This is a genomic window from Sphingomonas sp. CROZ-RG-20F-R02-07, assembly GCF_022662335.1.
In the GTDB taxonomy this organism is placed as follows: Bacteria; Pseudomonadota; Alphaproteobacteria; order Sphingomonadales; family Sphingomonadaceae; genus Sphingomonas.
The window spans coordinates 599,530-614,435 of record NZ_JAKNQJ010000001.1 but is presented as its reverse complement, the minus strand read 5'-3'; the positions used below and the strand labels follow the sequence as shown (position 1 = coordinate 614,435).

Annotated in this window: 15 protein-coding genes and 1 tRNA gene; 6 read left to right on the top strand and 10 right to left on the bottom strand. The window is 68.1% G+C overall.

The annotated features are described in order from the left end of the window. Window positions 1-44 precede the first annotated feature (44 nt). Together L8H00_RS03070 and L8H00_RS03060 are read right to left on the bottom strand one after the other, a co-directional pair. Complete coding sequence (locus L8H00_RS03070; protein WP_242095739.1) at window positions 45-194, bottom strand: hypothetical protein; 150 nt, start codon at window positions 192-194, stop codon at window positions 45-47. A 307-nt stretch (window positions 195-501) separates the two neighbouring features. After that, window positions 502-1,053: a transcriptional regulator gene (locus tag L8H00_RS03060; protein WP_242095738.1), complete on the bottom strand. Its 552-nt coding sequence runs from the start codon at window positions 1,051-1,053 to the stop codon at window positions 502-504. Between the two features lie 304 nt (window positions 1,054-1,357). On the opposite strand from L8H00_RS03060, the gene L8H00_RS03055 reads away from it, so the two are divergent. Both L8H00_RS03055 and L8H00_RS03050 read left to right on the top strand, forming a co-directional pair. Beyond that, window positions 1,358-1,510 carry a hypothetical protein gene (locus tag L8H00_RS03055; protein ID WP_242095737.1) on the top strand — a complete coding sequence of 51 codons (153 nt, stop codon included), beginning with the start codon at window positions 1,358-1,360 and terminating at the stop codon, window positions 1,508-1,510. After that, window positions 1,510-2,385: an MBL fold metallo-hydrolase gene (locus L8H00_RS03050; RefSeq protein WP_242095736.1), complete on the top strand. Its 876-nt coding sequence runs from the start codon at window positions 1,510-1,512 to the stop codon at window positions 2,383-2,385. The genes L8H00_RS03055 and L8H00_RS03050 overlap by 1 nt, the downstream gene beginning before the upstream one ends. A gap of 102 nt (window positions 2,386-2,487) precedes the next feature. Here the strand turns inward: L8H00_RS03050 and L8H00_RS03045 are convergent, their stop codons facing one another. The 8 genes from L8H00_RS03045 to L8H00_RS03010 form a co-directional block, all read right to left on the bottom strand. Further along, window positions 2,488-3,090 (bottom strand): plasmid pRiA4b ORF-3 family protein, encoded by a 603-nt coding sequence (locus tag L8H00_RS03045; protein ID WP_242095735.1) that lies wholly within the window; start codon window positions 3,088-3,090, stop codon window positions 2,488-2,490. Between the two features lie 32 nt (window positions 3,091-3,122). Beyond that, window positions 3,123-4,037, bottom strand: a complete 915-nt coding sequence (locus L8H00_RS03040) for an IS66 family transposase (RefSeq protein WP_277924226.1) — start codon at window positions 4,035-4,037, stop codon at window positions 3,123-3,125. A 9-nt stretch (window positions 4,038-4,046) separates the two neighbouring features. Further along, a tRNA-Lys gene (locus L8H00_RS03035) sits at window positions 4,047-4,122 on the bottom strand. A gap of 90 nt (window positions 4,123-4,212) precedes the next feature. Then, window positions 4,213-5,325 (bottom strand): rod shape-determining protein RodA, encoded by a 1,113-nt coding sequence (gene rodA / locus L8H00_RS03030; protein ID WP_242095733.1) that lies wholly within the window; start codon window positions 5,323-5,325, stop codon window positions 4,213-4,215. Next, on the bottom strand, window positions 5,322-7,403 hold the full coding sequence (gene mrdA / locus L8H00_RS03025; RefSeq protein ID WP_242095732.1) for a penicillin-binding protein 2: 2,082 nt from the start codon (window positions 7,401-7,403) through the stop codon (window positions 5,322-5,324). The genes rodA and mrdA overlap by 4 nt, the downstream gene beginning before the upstream one ends. Further along, a complete protein-coding gene (locus L8H00_RS03020) occupies window positions 7,400-7,915 on the bottom strand; it encodes a rod shape-determining protein MreD (RefSeq protein WP_242095731.1) in 516 nt (171 codons plus the stop codon). The genes mrdA and L8H00_RS03020 overlap by 4 nt, the downstream gene beginning before the upstream one ends. Continuing rightward, on the bottom strand, window positions 7,912-8,799 hold the full coding sequence (mreC, locus tag L8H00_RS03015; RefSeq protein WP_242095730.1) for a rod shape-determining protein MreC: 888 nt from the start codon (window positions 8,797-8,799) through the stop codon (window positions 7,912-7,914). The genes L8H00_RS03020 and mreC overlap by 4 nt, the downstream gene beginning before the upstream one ends. A gap of 22 nt (window positions 8,800-8,821) precedes the next feature. After that, a complete protein-coding gene (locus tag L8H00_RS03010; protein ID WP_242095729.1) occupies window positions 8,822-9,865 on the bottom strand; it encodes a rod shape-determining protein in 1,044 nt (347 codons plus the stop codon). A 167-nt stretch (window positions 9,866-10,032) separates the two neighbouring features. Between L8H00_RS03010 and mutL the strand changes: the two genes are divergently transcribed. The 4 genes from mutL (at window position 10,033) to L8H00_RS02990 (ending at window position 14,868) form a co-directional block, all read left to right on the top strand. Then, window positions 10,033-11,808, top strand: a complete 1,776-nt coding sequence (gene mutL, locus L8H00_RS03005) for a DNA mismatch repair endonuclease MutL (RefSeq protein WP_242095728.1) — start codon at window positions 10,033-10,035, stop codon at window positions 11,806-11,808. A 129-nt stretch (window positions 11,809-11,937) separates the two neighbouring features. After that, complete coding sequence (locus L8H00_RS03000; RefSeq protein WP_242095727.1) at window positions 11,938-12,963, top strand: AbrB family transcriptional regulator; 1,026 nt, start codon at window positions 11,938-11,940, stop codon at window positions 12,961-12,963. A gap of 148 nt (window positions 12,964-13,111) precedes the next feature. Continuing rightward, window positions 13,112-13,561 carry a DUF2231 domain-containing protein gene (locus L8H00_RS02995; protein ID WP_242095726.1) on the top strand — a complete coding sequence of 150 codons (450 nt, stop codon included), beginning with the start codon at window positions 13,112-13,114 and terminating at the stop codon, window positions 13,559-13,561. Between the two features lie 2 nt (window positions 13,562-13,563). Further along, window positions 13,564-14,868: a sorbosone dehydrogenase family protein gene (locus tag L8H00_RS02990; RefSeq protein WP_242095725.1), complete on the top strand. Its 1,305-nt coding sequence runs from the start codon at window positions 13,564-13,566 to the stop codon at window positions 14,866-14,868. Window positions 14,869-14,906 lie beyond the last annotated feature (38 nt).

Sequence of the window (14,906 nt, the reverse complement as noted above, 5' to 3'; positions counted from 1 at the left end):
GCAGCGGTCTCGAACCTTGTCGATGTTCGGATCTCGCATCGACATCACCGATCTTCCAGCATTTCGAACGCGTCGCTCTGGCCGGCCATCTCCACATAGTCGCGTGTCCGGCGCGCGCCCTTGTCCTGAGCAGCGAGGGGCGCGGCGGCGATCACCGACGCCAGCACGGCGAAAAGAACGTTCGCGCGCATCATGGCTGAATGATCCTCAATCAAGCGCCAAGACTGCCGCGACCCCTGTAAAACTCCGCCTGCCGCAAAGTGTTGCGAGCACATAAAATGCTCTACTTGGTTGGCGCCCGTCGATGGACTGTGACGCCGCAGCCCCGGCTTGTGGCGGGAGACGAGTGGGTCTCGATTGAATTGTCCCACTGACGAGTGTTGGCGACATCGCGCCGAGGCCAGCCACAGGTTCGCCAATCGTCAAGGTCGGCAGAAGCGAGCCTTGCCCTTGCGAGTCGGGCAAAAAGTCCAAGCGCTGCTGCGCATAAGCAAGGGGCACTTACTCGATCTCGACCAGAAGATCGCGAGCAGCTTGCCTCGCACGAACCCACGTCTCGCGTTCGGCTACGGCATCGGCAAGGGCCCGATGCGCTGGCTGGTGAGGCTTGTCTGCGGTTGCCGCAGCGATGATAGCGTGCACCTCGACGTCGAGCCGTGGCAAAGGAAGAGCTGACCGCAGGATTTCCGTCGCGGTCTCGCGCAGCGCCTCGTCGGTGTCGCGCAGACGAAGCAGGTGGCGCGGCAGTTTAGCTGCGCGCAGGAGCCTGCTTAGCCACTTGCCATCCCAGGACGGCGCGCTCGCGAACAGGTCGTGGCCGGTCAGCGCCTCGATCATCCGACCCGCCACGACGTCGTGACGTTCGCCTTCTGCGGCGAGCATCGTTCGATTGATGCCATGGATGGCCTGGGCAGCTGCATCCCAATCCTCCCAGCCAGGCGCCGGTACGATCAGGTGGCTTTCCGACCGACCGTCCTGAAACACCCAGGCGATCTCGATTGGGTAGCTATGATCTGATAGCGATGACGCTTCGAAGTCGAGGAAGACCTTCATGCTCGGTCATGTGGCCGAGCTCGGGACCGCCGTGAAGCGCAAAAGTGATCGATCACCGCCCAAGTCGAGGCAGGCAGTGCCGCATAGAGCCGAGATGAACGACGGCCAGAATACCGGAATGCGGAAAGCGCTTTCGAATATCCAGGATTGGGTCACCATATGCGTTATCAGCGCTCGATGCGCTTGAGTGCGCCGGCTGGGTCTGACGTGATCCACTGATCGGGATTGCAGTGATTTAGCAGCGGGCGTCGGCGACTAAAGCCACGTGGTGGTCGTTCTGCTTCAAACGAGATTGGAGCGCCGCATGCCCAAGAAGCGATACCTTAAGGACGTGATCGGCGTGATGACCGCCGCTGCGGCGGGTGCTCTTGGCGGCTGGTGGTTCGAGAGCCGTGCGCGCGAGCCGAAGCAGGAAGAACGCACCCGTGTCCGCTTGCGGCGCTGGCAGCTGCGCTGATGCGCATCCACCATCTTAATTGCGGCACCTGCTGCCCAGTCGGCGGACGCGCCTTCGATGGCCGCACCGATGGTCTTTTCGGCGCGCTGGTCTGTCATTGCCTGCTGATCGAGACGGACGCAGGATTGGTGTTGGTCGACACCGGCTTCGGCACCAAGGACGTCGAACATCCTGACCGGCGGCTATCCCGCTTCTTTCTCGGCCTCAACAATCCCCAGCTTCGATCCGAGGAAACCGCCATCGCCCAGGTGCGTATTCTCGGCCACGATCCACGGGACGTGCGGCATATCGTCGTCACGCACCTGGACTTCGATCATGCCGGGGGGCTGGAGGACTTTCCCAACGCGACCGTGCACGTCACGGCCCGGGAGAAGGAGGTCGCGGATCAGAGGCAGGGTGGCGCCTTCGTCGGCGACAAGCGCTACCGCCCTCAGCAATGGAATGGTGTCGACGATTGGCGGTTATATCCCCTCGGGGGCGGCGACCGATGGTTCGGTTTCGACACCGTCCGTTCGCTCGAGGGGCTGCCGCCGGAAATCCTCTTGGTTCCGCTTCCCGGGCATACGTGGGGACATACTGGTGTCGCGGTGCGGGAGGATGGCGGCAAGTGGCTGCTCTATGCTGCCGATGCCTACTTCTACCGCGGGGAAATCGGCGGGGAGCATTATGCATGCACGCCTGGATTGCGCGGATATCAGCGGCTGATGCAGGTCGACGCGGCATCACGGCTCACCAACCTTGAACGGCTGCGTCAACTACAGCTCGAGCACGGCGAAGAGGTACGGATTTTCTGCGCTCACGACGTCGTCGAGTACGAGCTGCTTGCCGGTCGCTCTTACAAAGCATCACCGTCTAGGGCCCAGCTTAGCGCCTGATGTCCTTGTTTGGTCGGTGGCGTACTGGGTCTCGTTACGGGTGAGTTCGGCCAGCCTGCTTCAGGTCAGCCGTAGCGTAAGTCCGGTCCGTAGGCCGCCTTGCTATTGCGGGCGGCTTTTCTGGTAGGCGAGCTTGCCGGCATGCCGGCGGATGGCGATGGCGGCAACGGCGCGTCTGGTGAAGCGTTCGTCGATGTCATCGGGGTTGTAGGGGCCGCCATACCACTCGCGCAGCCGGTCATGTTCCTCGTGGGCAGGGTCGGCCATGGCATTCAGGAACAGCTCGAAGCCTGGTAAGCCGCCCACATCCTCGGGCGGGCCGCGCCGCTGGCCGTCTACGAAGCGGGGGTATTTGACGTCGGGTTCGCCGGGGCCAACCGCCTCAACGGTGATGGTGTGTCGCCAGTCGTCACCCATGTCGTAGGTATAGAGGAGCTCACGTATTTCCCGGTCGATGAGGCCAGCGAGCTTCACGTTCCTCGCGGCTGCCATGCCGCTGTCGGGCCACATCGGGTCCGGCACGCCGTAACGCCGGTCGCCCACCTCGAAATGCCAGAGGTGATAGTTTTCCCAGCTCATTGCGGCCTGGACGATGCCGTGGAGCATCTTGAGGCTGGCGGTGACCGGCACGTCGACCCGACGCCAGATTACGGGTTCGATGTCGTTCAGGACGATATGCAGGCGGGCAACGGTCTCGTCGGTCATGCAGCCAGCCTGGCAGATTCGCGAGCCCAGTTCTACGGCATGAGTTCGTCCCAGCGGCTGGCGGGCCCGTCGTCGGCGACCTTGGCGATGACGTCGGCGATGTAGGCTTCCGGATCGACGCCGTTGGCCTTGCACGTCTGAATGACGGTATAGATCGCAGAGGCACGCTCGCCGCCCGCCCTGGAGCCGGCGAACGGCCAGTGGCGGCGACCGGCGGCAATACCGCGCAGCGTTCGTTCGGCGATGTTGTTGTCGATCTCCAACTGCCCATCGTCGAGGAAGCGGCAGAATGCCGGCCATCGCTTGGTGCCATAGACGATGGCTTTCGCTATGTCGGACATCGGCGACAGGCGGCGAGGGGTGGCGTCGAGCACGTCCCGCAAGGCGCCAACCAGCGGCGTGGTCCGGTTCTGCCGGGTGCGGTGCCGCGCATCTGTTCGCTGGCCGCGCACCTCGGCCTCGACGGCACAGAGCGCGCCGATCCGGTCGAGAATGTCGTCGGTCAGCGGAGTGGGCGAGCGCTCGTGCAGGTCGAACACCTTGCGGTGGAAGTGCGCCCAGCATGCCACCTTGGTGACGCCGCTGCGGTAGAGGCCGTCATAGCCGGCATAGGCATCGGCCTGGAGGAATCCGCCAACGCCGGCGAGATGCGCCTGCGGATGCGCACCGGTTCGGCCAGGCGTGAATCGGTACCATGTCGCGGGCGTCGTCGTGCTGCCCGACGCCCGGTCGTCGGCCGCGTACACCCACAATCGCCCGGCCTGACCGGACGTTGAAGCGACATGAACGGGGGACGGAATTGGTAAGCTGAAAACGCGTCGCGAACGGCCCGAATTGGGTCGAGGGCGACACCAAGCCGCGACCGCCGTCTTCGCCCCGCCGCCATCAGAAAAGGGGGGGTTAGAGGACGCGCTCCGAGCGGCGGAAGTATGGACGGCGTAGGCCATTGAAAGGAATGGTGGACGCACTTGGGCTCGAACCAAGGACCCGCTGATTAAGAGTCAGCTGCTCTACCAACTGAGCTATGCGTCCACACCGTCTGCGCTGGCGGCCGTCGGGGCCGGCTGCGTTTCGGAAGCGCGCGGTTAGCATCATGGGGCGCGGATGCAAACCCTTTTTTGCCTACCAGCGGACCTGCTTGCGATTCTGGCGGTCGATCGACATCAGGATGCCCAGGCACAGCAACACGGTCATCTGCGCCGAGCCGCCATTGCTCACCAGCGGCAGCGGAATGCCCACCACGGGCGCCAGGCCCATCACCATCGCCAGATTGATCGCGACGTAGAAGAAGATCGTCGTGGCGAGCCCGGCGGCGGTCAGGCGGGCGAAGCGGCTCTGCGCGCGCTGGCCGACATTGATGCCCCAGCGGATCACGAGCATGAACGCGAGGATCAGCCCGCATCCGCCGACCAGCCCCCATTCCTCGGCCATGGTCGCGAAGACGAAATCGGTATGGCCCTCGGGCAGATATTGGAGGTGGCTCTGCGTGCCTTGCAGGAAGCCCTTGCCGAAGATGCCGCCCGAGCCGATCGCGATCTTCGACTGGGTGATGTGATAGCCGGTGCGTAGCGGATCGCTTTCCGGATCGAGGAAGATCAGGATGCGGTTGCGCTGATAATCGTGGAGGACGAAATTGACCGCGAGCGGCGCGGCGATCGCCAGCGCGCTCGCGCCGCCGACGAACAGGCGCAGCGGCACGCCGGCCAGAAACATCACCGTGGCGCCGCCGGCGCAGATCATCAGCGCGGTGCCGAGATCGGGCTGGAGCATCACGAGGGCCGCGGGCACGCCGATCAGCGCGGCGGCCGGCCACACGCCCGCGAAGCGCCGCGTCTCGGTGGCGGGCAGGATTTCGTAGAAGCGCGCGCAGGCGAGCACGATCGCTGGTTTCATCAGCTCGGAAGGCTGCAGGTTGACGATGCCGATGTTGATCCAGCGCTGGCTGCCGCCGCTGATCTTGCCGAGCAGCTCGACCCCGACGAGCGCCACGACGAGCAGGCCGTAGGCGGGCAGCGCGCCGTTCCGCCACACATTCTCGGGCACGCGCGATAACAGGATCGCGCCGCCGACGAACACCGCGAAGCGGATGCCCTGCGACAACGCCCAGGGGTGAAGCGATCCGCCCGCTGCGGAATAGAGCACGACCAGCCCGAAGCCGCCGATGGCGAGCACGAGCAGGATGACACCCCAGGGAAGCTGCGCCAGCGGCTCGGGAACGATCCGCGCGCGGCTCATGGTACGCGCTCGGTGCTGCCGTCCTCGGCGACGGTGTTGCCGGCCGGGCTGTCGTGCGCCAGTGCGGCCTGAGTGGCGTTCGCCTGGTCGGTCGCGGCTTCCACCGCGGGCGCGTCGCTCGGCACGACGGCGTCGGTCTTGGTGGCTTCCACCGCGGCGGTGGGCATGCGCGCCGCGCGATAGGCGGCGGCCTCGGCATCCATGCGCGTGCGGATGTCGCCGCCCCAGGTGGGTTCGGCCTCGGCCAGGCTCTTCATCGCGCGGTCGCGGTCGAACAGATAGGTCATGATGTCGCGGCCGATCTCGGGCGTGTCGAGGTTGCGAACGGTGTGCCCGCCATGTTCGAGCACGACCGCAGCGGCATAGCGCGGATTGTCGGCGGGCGCGAAGCAGACGAACAGCGCGTGGTCGCGCAGCTTGAAGGGAAGCTGGCCGTTCTTGAGCACGCCGCCCGCGCGCTCCGCCATGGTGATGCGACGCACCTGCGCGGTGCCGGTCTTGGCGGCGATGCTGACGCCCGGCACCAGCAGCCGTGCCGCGCCGCCGGTGCCGCCCTGGTTGACCACGCCGTACATCGCGTCGCGGACGATCGCGAGATGCTCGGGCTGGACGGGAAGGGCGGGCATGCCGTGGTGGACGTGGTCGGCCAGGATGCTCGGCCGCAATGCGCGGCCCGAGGCGAGCCGGGCGGCCATCACCGCGAGTTGCAGCGGGTTGGCGAGCACATAACCCTGACCGATCGAGGCGTTGAGCGAATCGGCGACCGTCCAGGGCGTCTTGTACTTGCGGCGCTTCCAGGCCGGATCGGGTACGGTGCCGTAACGCTGCGTGGTGAAGGGCAGCTCGAACTTCTCGCCCAGCCCGACCAGCCGGGCCATCGGCGCGATCCGGTCATAGCCCACGCGCCGCGCCATTTCGTAGAAATAGATGTCGCAGCTCTGCATCACCGCGTTCTTCATATCGAGCGCGCCGTGGCCGCTTTTCTTGTGGCAGTGGAAGATGCTGGTGCCGAGCCGCATCGCGCCGGTGCAGTTCACCCGGTCGTGCGGCGACACGCCCGCTTCGAGCAGCGCGAGCGCGTTCATCGGCTTGACTGTCGATCCCGGCGGATAGAGCCCCTGGGTCACCTTGTTCATCAAGGGGACGTGGTCGTTCTCGCTCAGCATCTGCCATTCGAGATGGCTGATCCCGTCCGAAAAGCTGTTCGGATCATAGGCCGGCATCGACACCATCGCGAGCATCTCGCCGGTGCGGCAGTCGAGCACGACCGCCGAGCCCGAATTGGTGCCGAGCCGGCGCGCGGCATAGTCCTGCAGCCCGGCATCGATGGTGAGGCGCGCGGTCTTGCCCGGAATGTCGGGCCGGGTGGCGAGTTCGGCGACGAGACGCCCGCGCGCGGTCACCTCGAGCCGCTTGGCGCCCGCGGTGCCGCGCAATTGCGGCTCGAGCGCCTTTTCGAGCCCGTCCTTGCCGAGCTTGAAGCCGGGCGTGACGAGCAGCGGGTCGTGCGTCTTCTTATATTGTTCGGCGTTGGGCGTGCCGACGTAACCGGTCAGATGCGCGACCGCCGCGCCGCCGGGATAATGGCGCGCAAAGCCGCGGCTGGGGGCGACACCGGGCAGTTCGGGCTGACGCACGCTCACCGCGGCGAACCGCTCCCAATCGAGATTTTCCGCCACCTGCACGGGCTGGAATCCCGCGGCATTCTCCAGATCGATGCGGATCCGCTCCACCTCGGCGGGGGGGAGCGCCAGCAACGTGCCGAGCAGCGCCAGCACGCGGTCCTTGTCCTCAAGCCGATCGGGGATGATGTCGACGCGGAAATCGGTGCGGTTGTTGGCGATCGGCACGCCGCTGCGATCGACGATCCAGCCGCGCCGGGGCGGCATCAGCGTCATGTTCACGCGGTTCTTCTCGGAGAGCAGGTTGTAGCGCCCGTTCTCTGCGATCGCGAGCCAGCCCATCCGCCCGGCGAGCGCCACGCCGACCGCCCCCTGCGCCGCGCCCAGCAGCCAGGCGCGGCGCGAGAAGCTATAGGCTTGCGACGCCTCGGTGACGACGCGTGGCGGCCGCCTCATGACGCATGGCCCCGCTTGCGGTCGATCCAGGCGACGAACCGTGCGGCGAGGGGGAACATCAGCACCGCCATCGCGATCTGCGCCAGGATCAATAGGTCGACATGCGCGCCGATCGGCACCGCGATCAGCCGCCCCATGACGATGCAGAAGGCCAGCGCGCCGCTCGCGATCAGCCAGTCCTGCCAGAAGTCGCGGAACACCAACCGTGCCTCGACCAGATCGATGAAGAGGAAACACAGCGACCACAGAAGCACCGAACTGCCCAGCGGCTGGCCGCTGGCCAGATCATCGAACAGCCCCAGCGGTGCTGCGGCCCAGCGCCGCAGCGCGAAGCGGGCGAGCAGCCGCCAGGCGAGCAGCATGAGCAATCCGAGCGGCGGCAGCAGCGGGATCGTCGCGATGACCGGCACGATCGTGACGAGCGATGCGGCCATCACGCTCGCCCAGGGCAGCGCCCGCGCACGGCCCGGCGGTAGGACGGGCGCGAAATCGGCGTGGTCGATGTCGTTCACTTGGGCGCACCGGCGGGCTTGATCGGCGAGACGGGCGGCGGCAACGGCAGGAAGGCGCGTTCGACGATCGCGAAATCGAACGTGTCGGGCACGGCAAAGGTATGCGCTCGCACGGTGTCGCTGCCGCGCTCGAGGATCCGCGCGACGGGGATGCCGGGCGGATAGATCCCGCCGACGCCCGACGAGACGAACAGGTCGCCCGGCTGGAAATGCACGTTGGTGCTCTCGACCGAACGGATGTCGACCAGGCCGTCGCCGCGCCCCGCCGCGATCGCGGGCAGGCCGTCGCGGGTGCGGCGGACGGGCACGATGCTTTCGGGATCGCTCAGCAGCAGCACGCGGGCGGCATTGGGGCCGGTTTCGAGAACGCGGCCGATCAGCCCGTCGGGTCCGCGCACCGGCATGCCGGGCAACACGCCCGACCAGCGCCCGGCGTTCAGCAAGGCGAAGCGGCGGCCGCTTTGCGGCGTGGAGCTGACGAGCCGCGCGGCCACCACCACGCCCTCGGTCCGATCGCGCAGCGTCAGCAGGGCGCGCAACCGGCGGTTGTCATAGGCGATCGTCCGCGCGCGCAGCAGAAGCGCGCGATTGCGGTCCCGCTCGCCGCGAAGCACGCGGTTTTCCTGCTCGACGAAGAAATAATGGCTGACGATGTCGGGCACCGCGCCGATCCCGCGCGTGGCCGTCGCCAGCCCCGTGGATACCGGCGTCGTCAGGCCCGCCAGCGCCATGCGCAGCGCGGAAAATGCGGGGGGATTGAAGGTCGACAGGGCGAGCAAGGCCGCGCCCACCACCGCGCCCGCGACGGCAAGCACATAGCCCAGGAACACACCATATTGCCGCCGCCTGGAAAACCCCGTGCGACGGTCGCGGGTGGGCGCCATGCGCCGTCCCCCCTTCCCGGAATCAGCCGTTCATCAACACGCCGCGGAACATCGGATCCTCGAGCGCGCGCCCCGTGCCGAGCGCGACGCAGATGAGGGGATCCTCGGCCACCGTCACCGGCAGGCCGGTCTCGTCGCGCAGCACCTCGTCCAGCCCCTCGAGCAGCGCGCCGCCGCCGGTCAGCACGATGCCCTGATCGACGATGTCCGCCGCCAGTTCGGGCGCGGTGTTCTCGAGCGCCACGCGCACGCCCTCGACGATCGTCGCGACCGGCTCGCTCAACGCCTCGGCGATCTGCGCCTGGCTGATCTGGATCTCCTTGGGCACGCCGTTCACCAGATCGCGACCCTTCACGAAGATGATCTTGCCGACCCCGTCCGCGGGCGGGCGGGCGATGCCGACCTCCTGCTTGATCCGCTCGGCGGTGGCTTCGCCGATCAGCAGATTGTGGTTGCGACGGACATAGCTGACGATCGCTTCGTCCATCTTGTCGCCGCCGACGCGCACGCTGGTGGTGTAGGCGAGCCCGCGAAGGCTCAGCACCGCGACTTCGGTGGTGCCGCCGCCGATATCGACCACCATGCTGCCGATCGGCTCGGTCACGGGCATGTCGGCGCCGATCGCGGCGGCCATCGGCTCCTCGATCAGCCACACGCTCGACGCGCCGGCGTTCGACGCCGCGTCGCGGATCGCGCGGCGCTCCACCTTGGTGGAGCCCGACGGCACGCAGACCACGATCTCGGGCCAGCGCGCGAACTTGCGGGGGCCGTGCACCTTCATGATGAAGTGCTTGATCATCTGCTCGGCGACGTCGATGTCGGCGATCACGCCGTCACGCAGCGGGCGGATCGCCTCGATGTTGCCCGGCGTCTTGCCCATCATCAGCTTGGCGTCGTCGCCGACCGCCTTCACCCGCTTGACGCCGTTGATCGTCTCGACGGCCACCACCGACGGCTCGTTGAGCACGATGCCGCGGCCGCGCACATAGACGACCGTGTTCGCAGTGCCGAGATCGATCGCCATATCGTGCGACATGAATTTGAAGAAGCGCGAGAAGAAGGACATGCGGCCGGAGTCTCTCGTTTTGCCGCCGGGTTTGCAGGCCCGGATACGGCGCGTCGCCAATCATCTTGCGCGGCCCGCCGCCGGCCCCTCGGGACGACGCCAAGGGTACGACGGCTATATGCGTTTGCGGGTCGCGGGATGCCGTCGCTTGGTCTAGACGTTCACCCATGTCAATACGGCGTCTCCCCGAGCAGTTGGTCAATCGCATCGCCGCCGGTGAAGTGGTGGAAAGGCCCGCCAGCGCGTTGAAGGAGCTGGTCGAGAACGCGATCGATTCCGGCGCCACGCGAATCGCCGTGGTGCTGGCGGAAGGCGGCCTCACGCGGATCGAGGTGGCCGACGATGGCTGCGGCATGAGCCCGCCCGACATCGCGCTCGCCCTGGAACGCCACGCGACCAGCAAGCTGCCCGAGAGCCTGTTGGTGGAGGGCGCGATCGAAGCGGTCGTCACGCTCGGCTTCCGCGGTGAGGCGCTGCCCTCGATCGCCAGCGTCGCCACGCTGACCATCGAAAGCCGGGTGCGCGGCGCCGAGGGCTGGGCGCGCACCGTCGACAACGGACAGGTGGTGCGCGAGGGGCCGGCCGCGCTGCCCCCCGGCACGCGCGTCGTGGTCGAGGGGCTGTTCGCGCGGGTGCCCGCGCGGCGCAAGTTCCTGCGCTCGGCGCGCGCCGAATATGCCGCCAGCCTCGACGTGGTGAAGCGGCTCGCGATGGCGCGACCTGACCTCGGCTTCTCGGTCGAGCATGACGGTCGCCGCGTCCTGTCGGTCGCACCCGCCGAGGATCGCCCGGCGCGCGTGACGGCGCTCACCGATCGCGAGCTGGCCGACAATGCGGTGACGATCGATCTGGAGCGCGACGGCCATGTGCTGGGTGGCGTGGCCGGGCTGCCGACATTCCACCGCGGCGTTGCGGATCACCAATATCTCTTCGTCAACGGCCGCCCCGTGAAGGACCGGCTGCTGATCGGCGCGATCCGCGGCGCCTATGCCGAGATGATGCCGCGCGACCGGCATGCGGTGGTCGCGCTGTTCCTCGACGTGCCGCCCGACGCGGTGGACGTGAACGTCCATCCCGCCAAGACCGAGGTGCGCTTCCGCGATCCGGCGATGGTGCGCGGGATGATCGTCTCGGGGTTGCGCCGCGCGCTCGACGCGAACGGCTTTCGCAGCGTTCAGCGCACCGATGCGGATGCGCTTGCGATGTGGCGGCCAGAGCCCGTCGTGCCCGGCGGATGGGCGCCGCCGCCGGCGGGCGGCACCGGGCTGCTCGATCGGGTGCACGAACCGCGCGCCACCTTCATGGCGCCGCCGCCGCTGGCGCGCGCCGAGCCCGCCTGGGCGCCGCCGGCGGCCACTGCCAGCTTCCCGCTCGGCGTCGCGCGCGGCCAGGTCGCCAAGACCTATATCGTCGCGGAGGCCGAGGACGGCCTCGTGCTGGTCGACCAGCATGCCGCGCACGAACGGCTGGTGCTCGAACGGATGCGGGCGAGCCTGGCGGGTGGTCGCGTCGCGTCGCAGGCGCTGCTGCTGCCCGAGGTGGTGGAGCTGGACGAACCCGCCTGCGACCGGCTGGAGGCGCGCGCCGGCGAACTCGCCGAATTCGGGCTGGAGATCGAACGCTTCGGCCCGCGCGCGATGCTGGTGCGCGCGACGCCCGCTCTGCTCGGCAGCGGCGACCCGCGCGGGCTGGTGGTCGATCTGGCGGACGAGCTCGCCGCCTATGACGAGGCGCTGTCGCTGCGCGAGCGGCTCGATGCGGTGGCCGGAACGATGGCGTGCCACGGATCGGTGCGCGCGGGGCGCATCCTGTCGGTCGCCGAAATGAACGCGCTGCTCCGCGAGATGGAGGCGACGCCGCATTCGGGCCAGTGCAACCATGGCCGCCCCACCTGGGTGAAACTCGCGCACGGCGATATCGAGCGGCTGTTCGGGCGGCGATGAGGCCGACGACGGATGCCGGACACAAACCGCCTTGGACCGAGGACCGACGGCTGCGACAAGGGAGTTCAAGCCGATCGAGCTGACCTGACCGGCTCGACCGCCCCGCCGCCCGCATGGGTCCGCGCGCTCGTGCTGCTTCTGGCGTCAGCCGCGCTCGCGGCGGTGCTGGAGCTGGCCGGTCTGCCCGCCGGGCTGTTGCTCGGGCCGATGGTGGTGGGCATCGTGCTGGGGGTGCGGGGGTGGGCCGTCGCGATCCCCGACCTTGCGTTTCGCGCGGCGCAGGCGCTGGTCGGGTGCCTGATCGCGGGCGCGATCGATGCCGGGATCGTGCGGGACGTCGCCGCGCATGGCTGGCTGTTCGCGGGCACGACCGCGGCGACGCTGGCGGTGAGCGTGGCGATCGGGTGGCTGGGCGCGCGCTGGCAGGTCCTGCCGGGCACGGTCGCGATCTGGGGATCGATGCCGGGTGCCGCCACCGCGATGGTGCTGATGGCGCGGAGCTTCGGCGCCGATCCCCGGCTCGTCGCGGTGATGACCTATAGCCGGGTGGTGTGCGTTGCCGCGATCGCCTCGTTGCTGGCGGCCATGGTGAGCGGCCATCATGGCGGCGCCCACGGCGGTGCGGTGCCCTGGTTCCCGGCGATCGATCCGCTGCGCTTCGGCGAGACGCTGGCGGTGGCGGGCGTCGGCGCGGCGCTCGGCACGTGGCTGCGCATCCCCGCAGGCGCACTGCTGGGGCCGATCCTGCTCGGCGCCGGGCTGTCGGTCGCCGGGCTGGTACGATTCGAGCTGCCGGGCTGGTTGCTCGCCATCGCCTATGCCGTGGTCGGCTGGCGGATCGGGCTGGGCTTCACGCGCGAGATCGTCGCTGCGGCGGCACGCGCGCTGCCGCGGATCCTAGCCTCCATCGCGGTGCTGATCCTGTTCTGCGGCGGCTTGGCGCTTTTGCTGGCGAAGCTGGCGCATGTCGATCCGGTCACCGCCTATCTGGCGACGAGCCCCGGCGGCATGGACTCGGTGGCGATCATCGCCGCCTCCACGCCCGTCGACGTGCCGTTCGTGATGGCGCTGCAACTGCTCCGCTTCGTTGCGGTGCTGCTGGTGGGGCCGGTCCTCGCCCGGCTTCTCGCGCGGCGCCACGGCGGCGATCGATGAGCGACAATAGGGCAGCAGGCGATCGGCTTCCGTCATTCGCGGAAAATTCACCGTCCCTGAACAATCGTTCATCTTGGAACCCGCCCACGACCACGATCGTAGACGGAATGGCGTTCGCAGCCGCGGACGGTTTCGAGAAGGATGCCGAATGGCCACCACGTTGCCCCCGCCCACCGCGCGGATCGGCCGTCACCCGCTCCATGCGGCGCTGGCGCAATTCCCCTTCGTCTGCTTCACCGCGGCTTTGGTCACCGACATCGCCTATATGAACACCGCGTCGATGCAGTGGGAGACGATGTCCGTGTGGCTCATCACCGGCGGCCTCGTCGTGGCGGCGTTCGCTGTGCTGGCGGGGATCGTGGATGCCTTCGCGAGCCGCGGCATGCGCCGCGCGCGTTCGGGCTGGCTCCACGCGATCGGCACGATCGTCGCGCTGGTGCTCGCGATCGTGAACGCCTTCGTCCACAGCCGCGACGGCTATACCTCGGTGGTGCCGACCGGGCTGACGCTTTCGATCCTCGTCGTCGCGATCCTCGCGATCAGCAACTGGTGGGGCGCCGAACTCAGCGCGCGCCAAACCGTGGGAGACCGGCGTTGAGCATGATCCGCACCCTGCTCGCCACCGCCGGCCTCGCCGCCGCGCTGGCGGCCTGCAGCGACAAACCGGCCGATCCCTCCACCCAGATCGGCGCGAACCCGCAACTGCCCGCGCCGCACCAGTATCTCGTGCCGCCGATGCACGTGGCGAAGGCCAAGCCCTGGACGAACGGCGACAAGCCCGTCGTGCCGGCGGACCTCAAGATCGAGGCGCTCGCCACCGGCTTCGAACATCCGCGCACCGTCTATGCGCTGCCCGATGGCGACGTGCTGGTGGTGGAGAGCAGCGGTCCGCCTGCGCCGATCAACCGCCCCAAGGATCTCATCATGGGGATCGTGCAGAATTACGGTGGCGCGGGCGCGAAGGGCGCACAGCGGATCACGCTGCTGCGCGACACCAATGGCGACGGCAAGCCGGACGTGCGCACCGTTTTCCTCGACCACCTCGTCTCGCCCTTCGGCGTGGCGCTCGTCGGCAACGATCTCTACGTCGCCAACACCGATGCGCTGGTCCGCTACCCCTATCGGACCGGTCAGACGCGGATCACCGCGCCCGGCACGATCCTGACCGAACTGCCCGGCGGCCCGATCGACCATCACTGGACCAAGAGCCTGCGCGCCAGCCCCGATGGCAGCAAACTCTATGTCGGCGTCGGGTCGAACAGCAACATCACCGAAAACGGCATGGCGGCCGAACGCGGTCGCGCGGCGGTGTGGGAGATCGACCGCGCGACGGGGGCGCACCGCATCTACGCAAGCGGCATCCGTAACCCGACCGGGCTCGATTTCGAGCCGCAGACCAAGCAGCTCTGGGCGGTGGCGAACGAGCGCGACGAGCTGGGGCCGAACCTCGTCCCCGATTATCTCACCTCGGTGAAACAGGGTGAGTTCTATGGCTGGCCCTACAGCTATTACGGGCAGCACGTCGATCCGCGCGTCATGCCGCAGCGGCCCGACCTCGTGGCGAAGGCGATCCCGCCCGATTACGCGCTCAGCTCGCATGTCGCGCCGCTCGGCGTCGCCTTTTCGACCGGCACCAGCCTGCCGGCGCGCTACCGTGGCGGCGTGTTCGTCGGCGAACACGGCAGTTGGGATCGCACCCCGATGAACGGCTACAAAGTGGTCTATGTGCCGTTCGCCAACGGCCGTCCGGCCGGGATGGCGCAGGATGTGGTGACGGGGTTCCTGGCCGCCGACCACAAGACCGCGCAGGGCCGCCCGGTAGGGCTGGCGATCGACCGGAGCGGCGCCTTGCTGATCGCGGACGATCTGGGCGACACGGTGTGGCGGGTGAGCGCGGCGCGCTAGCGAAGAGGGGGCTGGTCTTCCGCGTCACGAAACCGCAA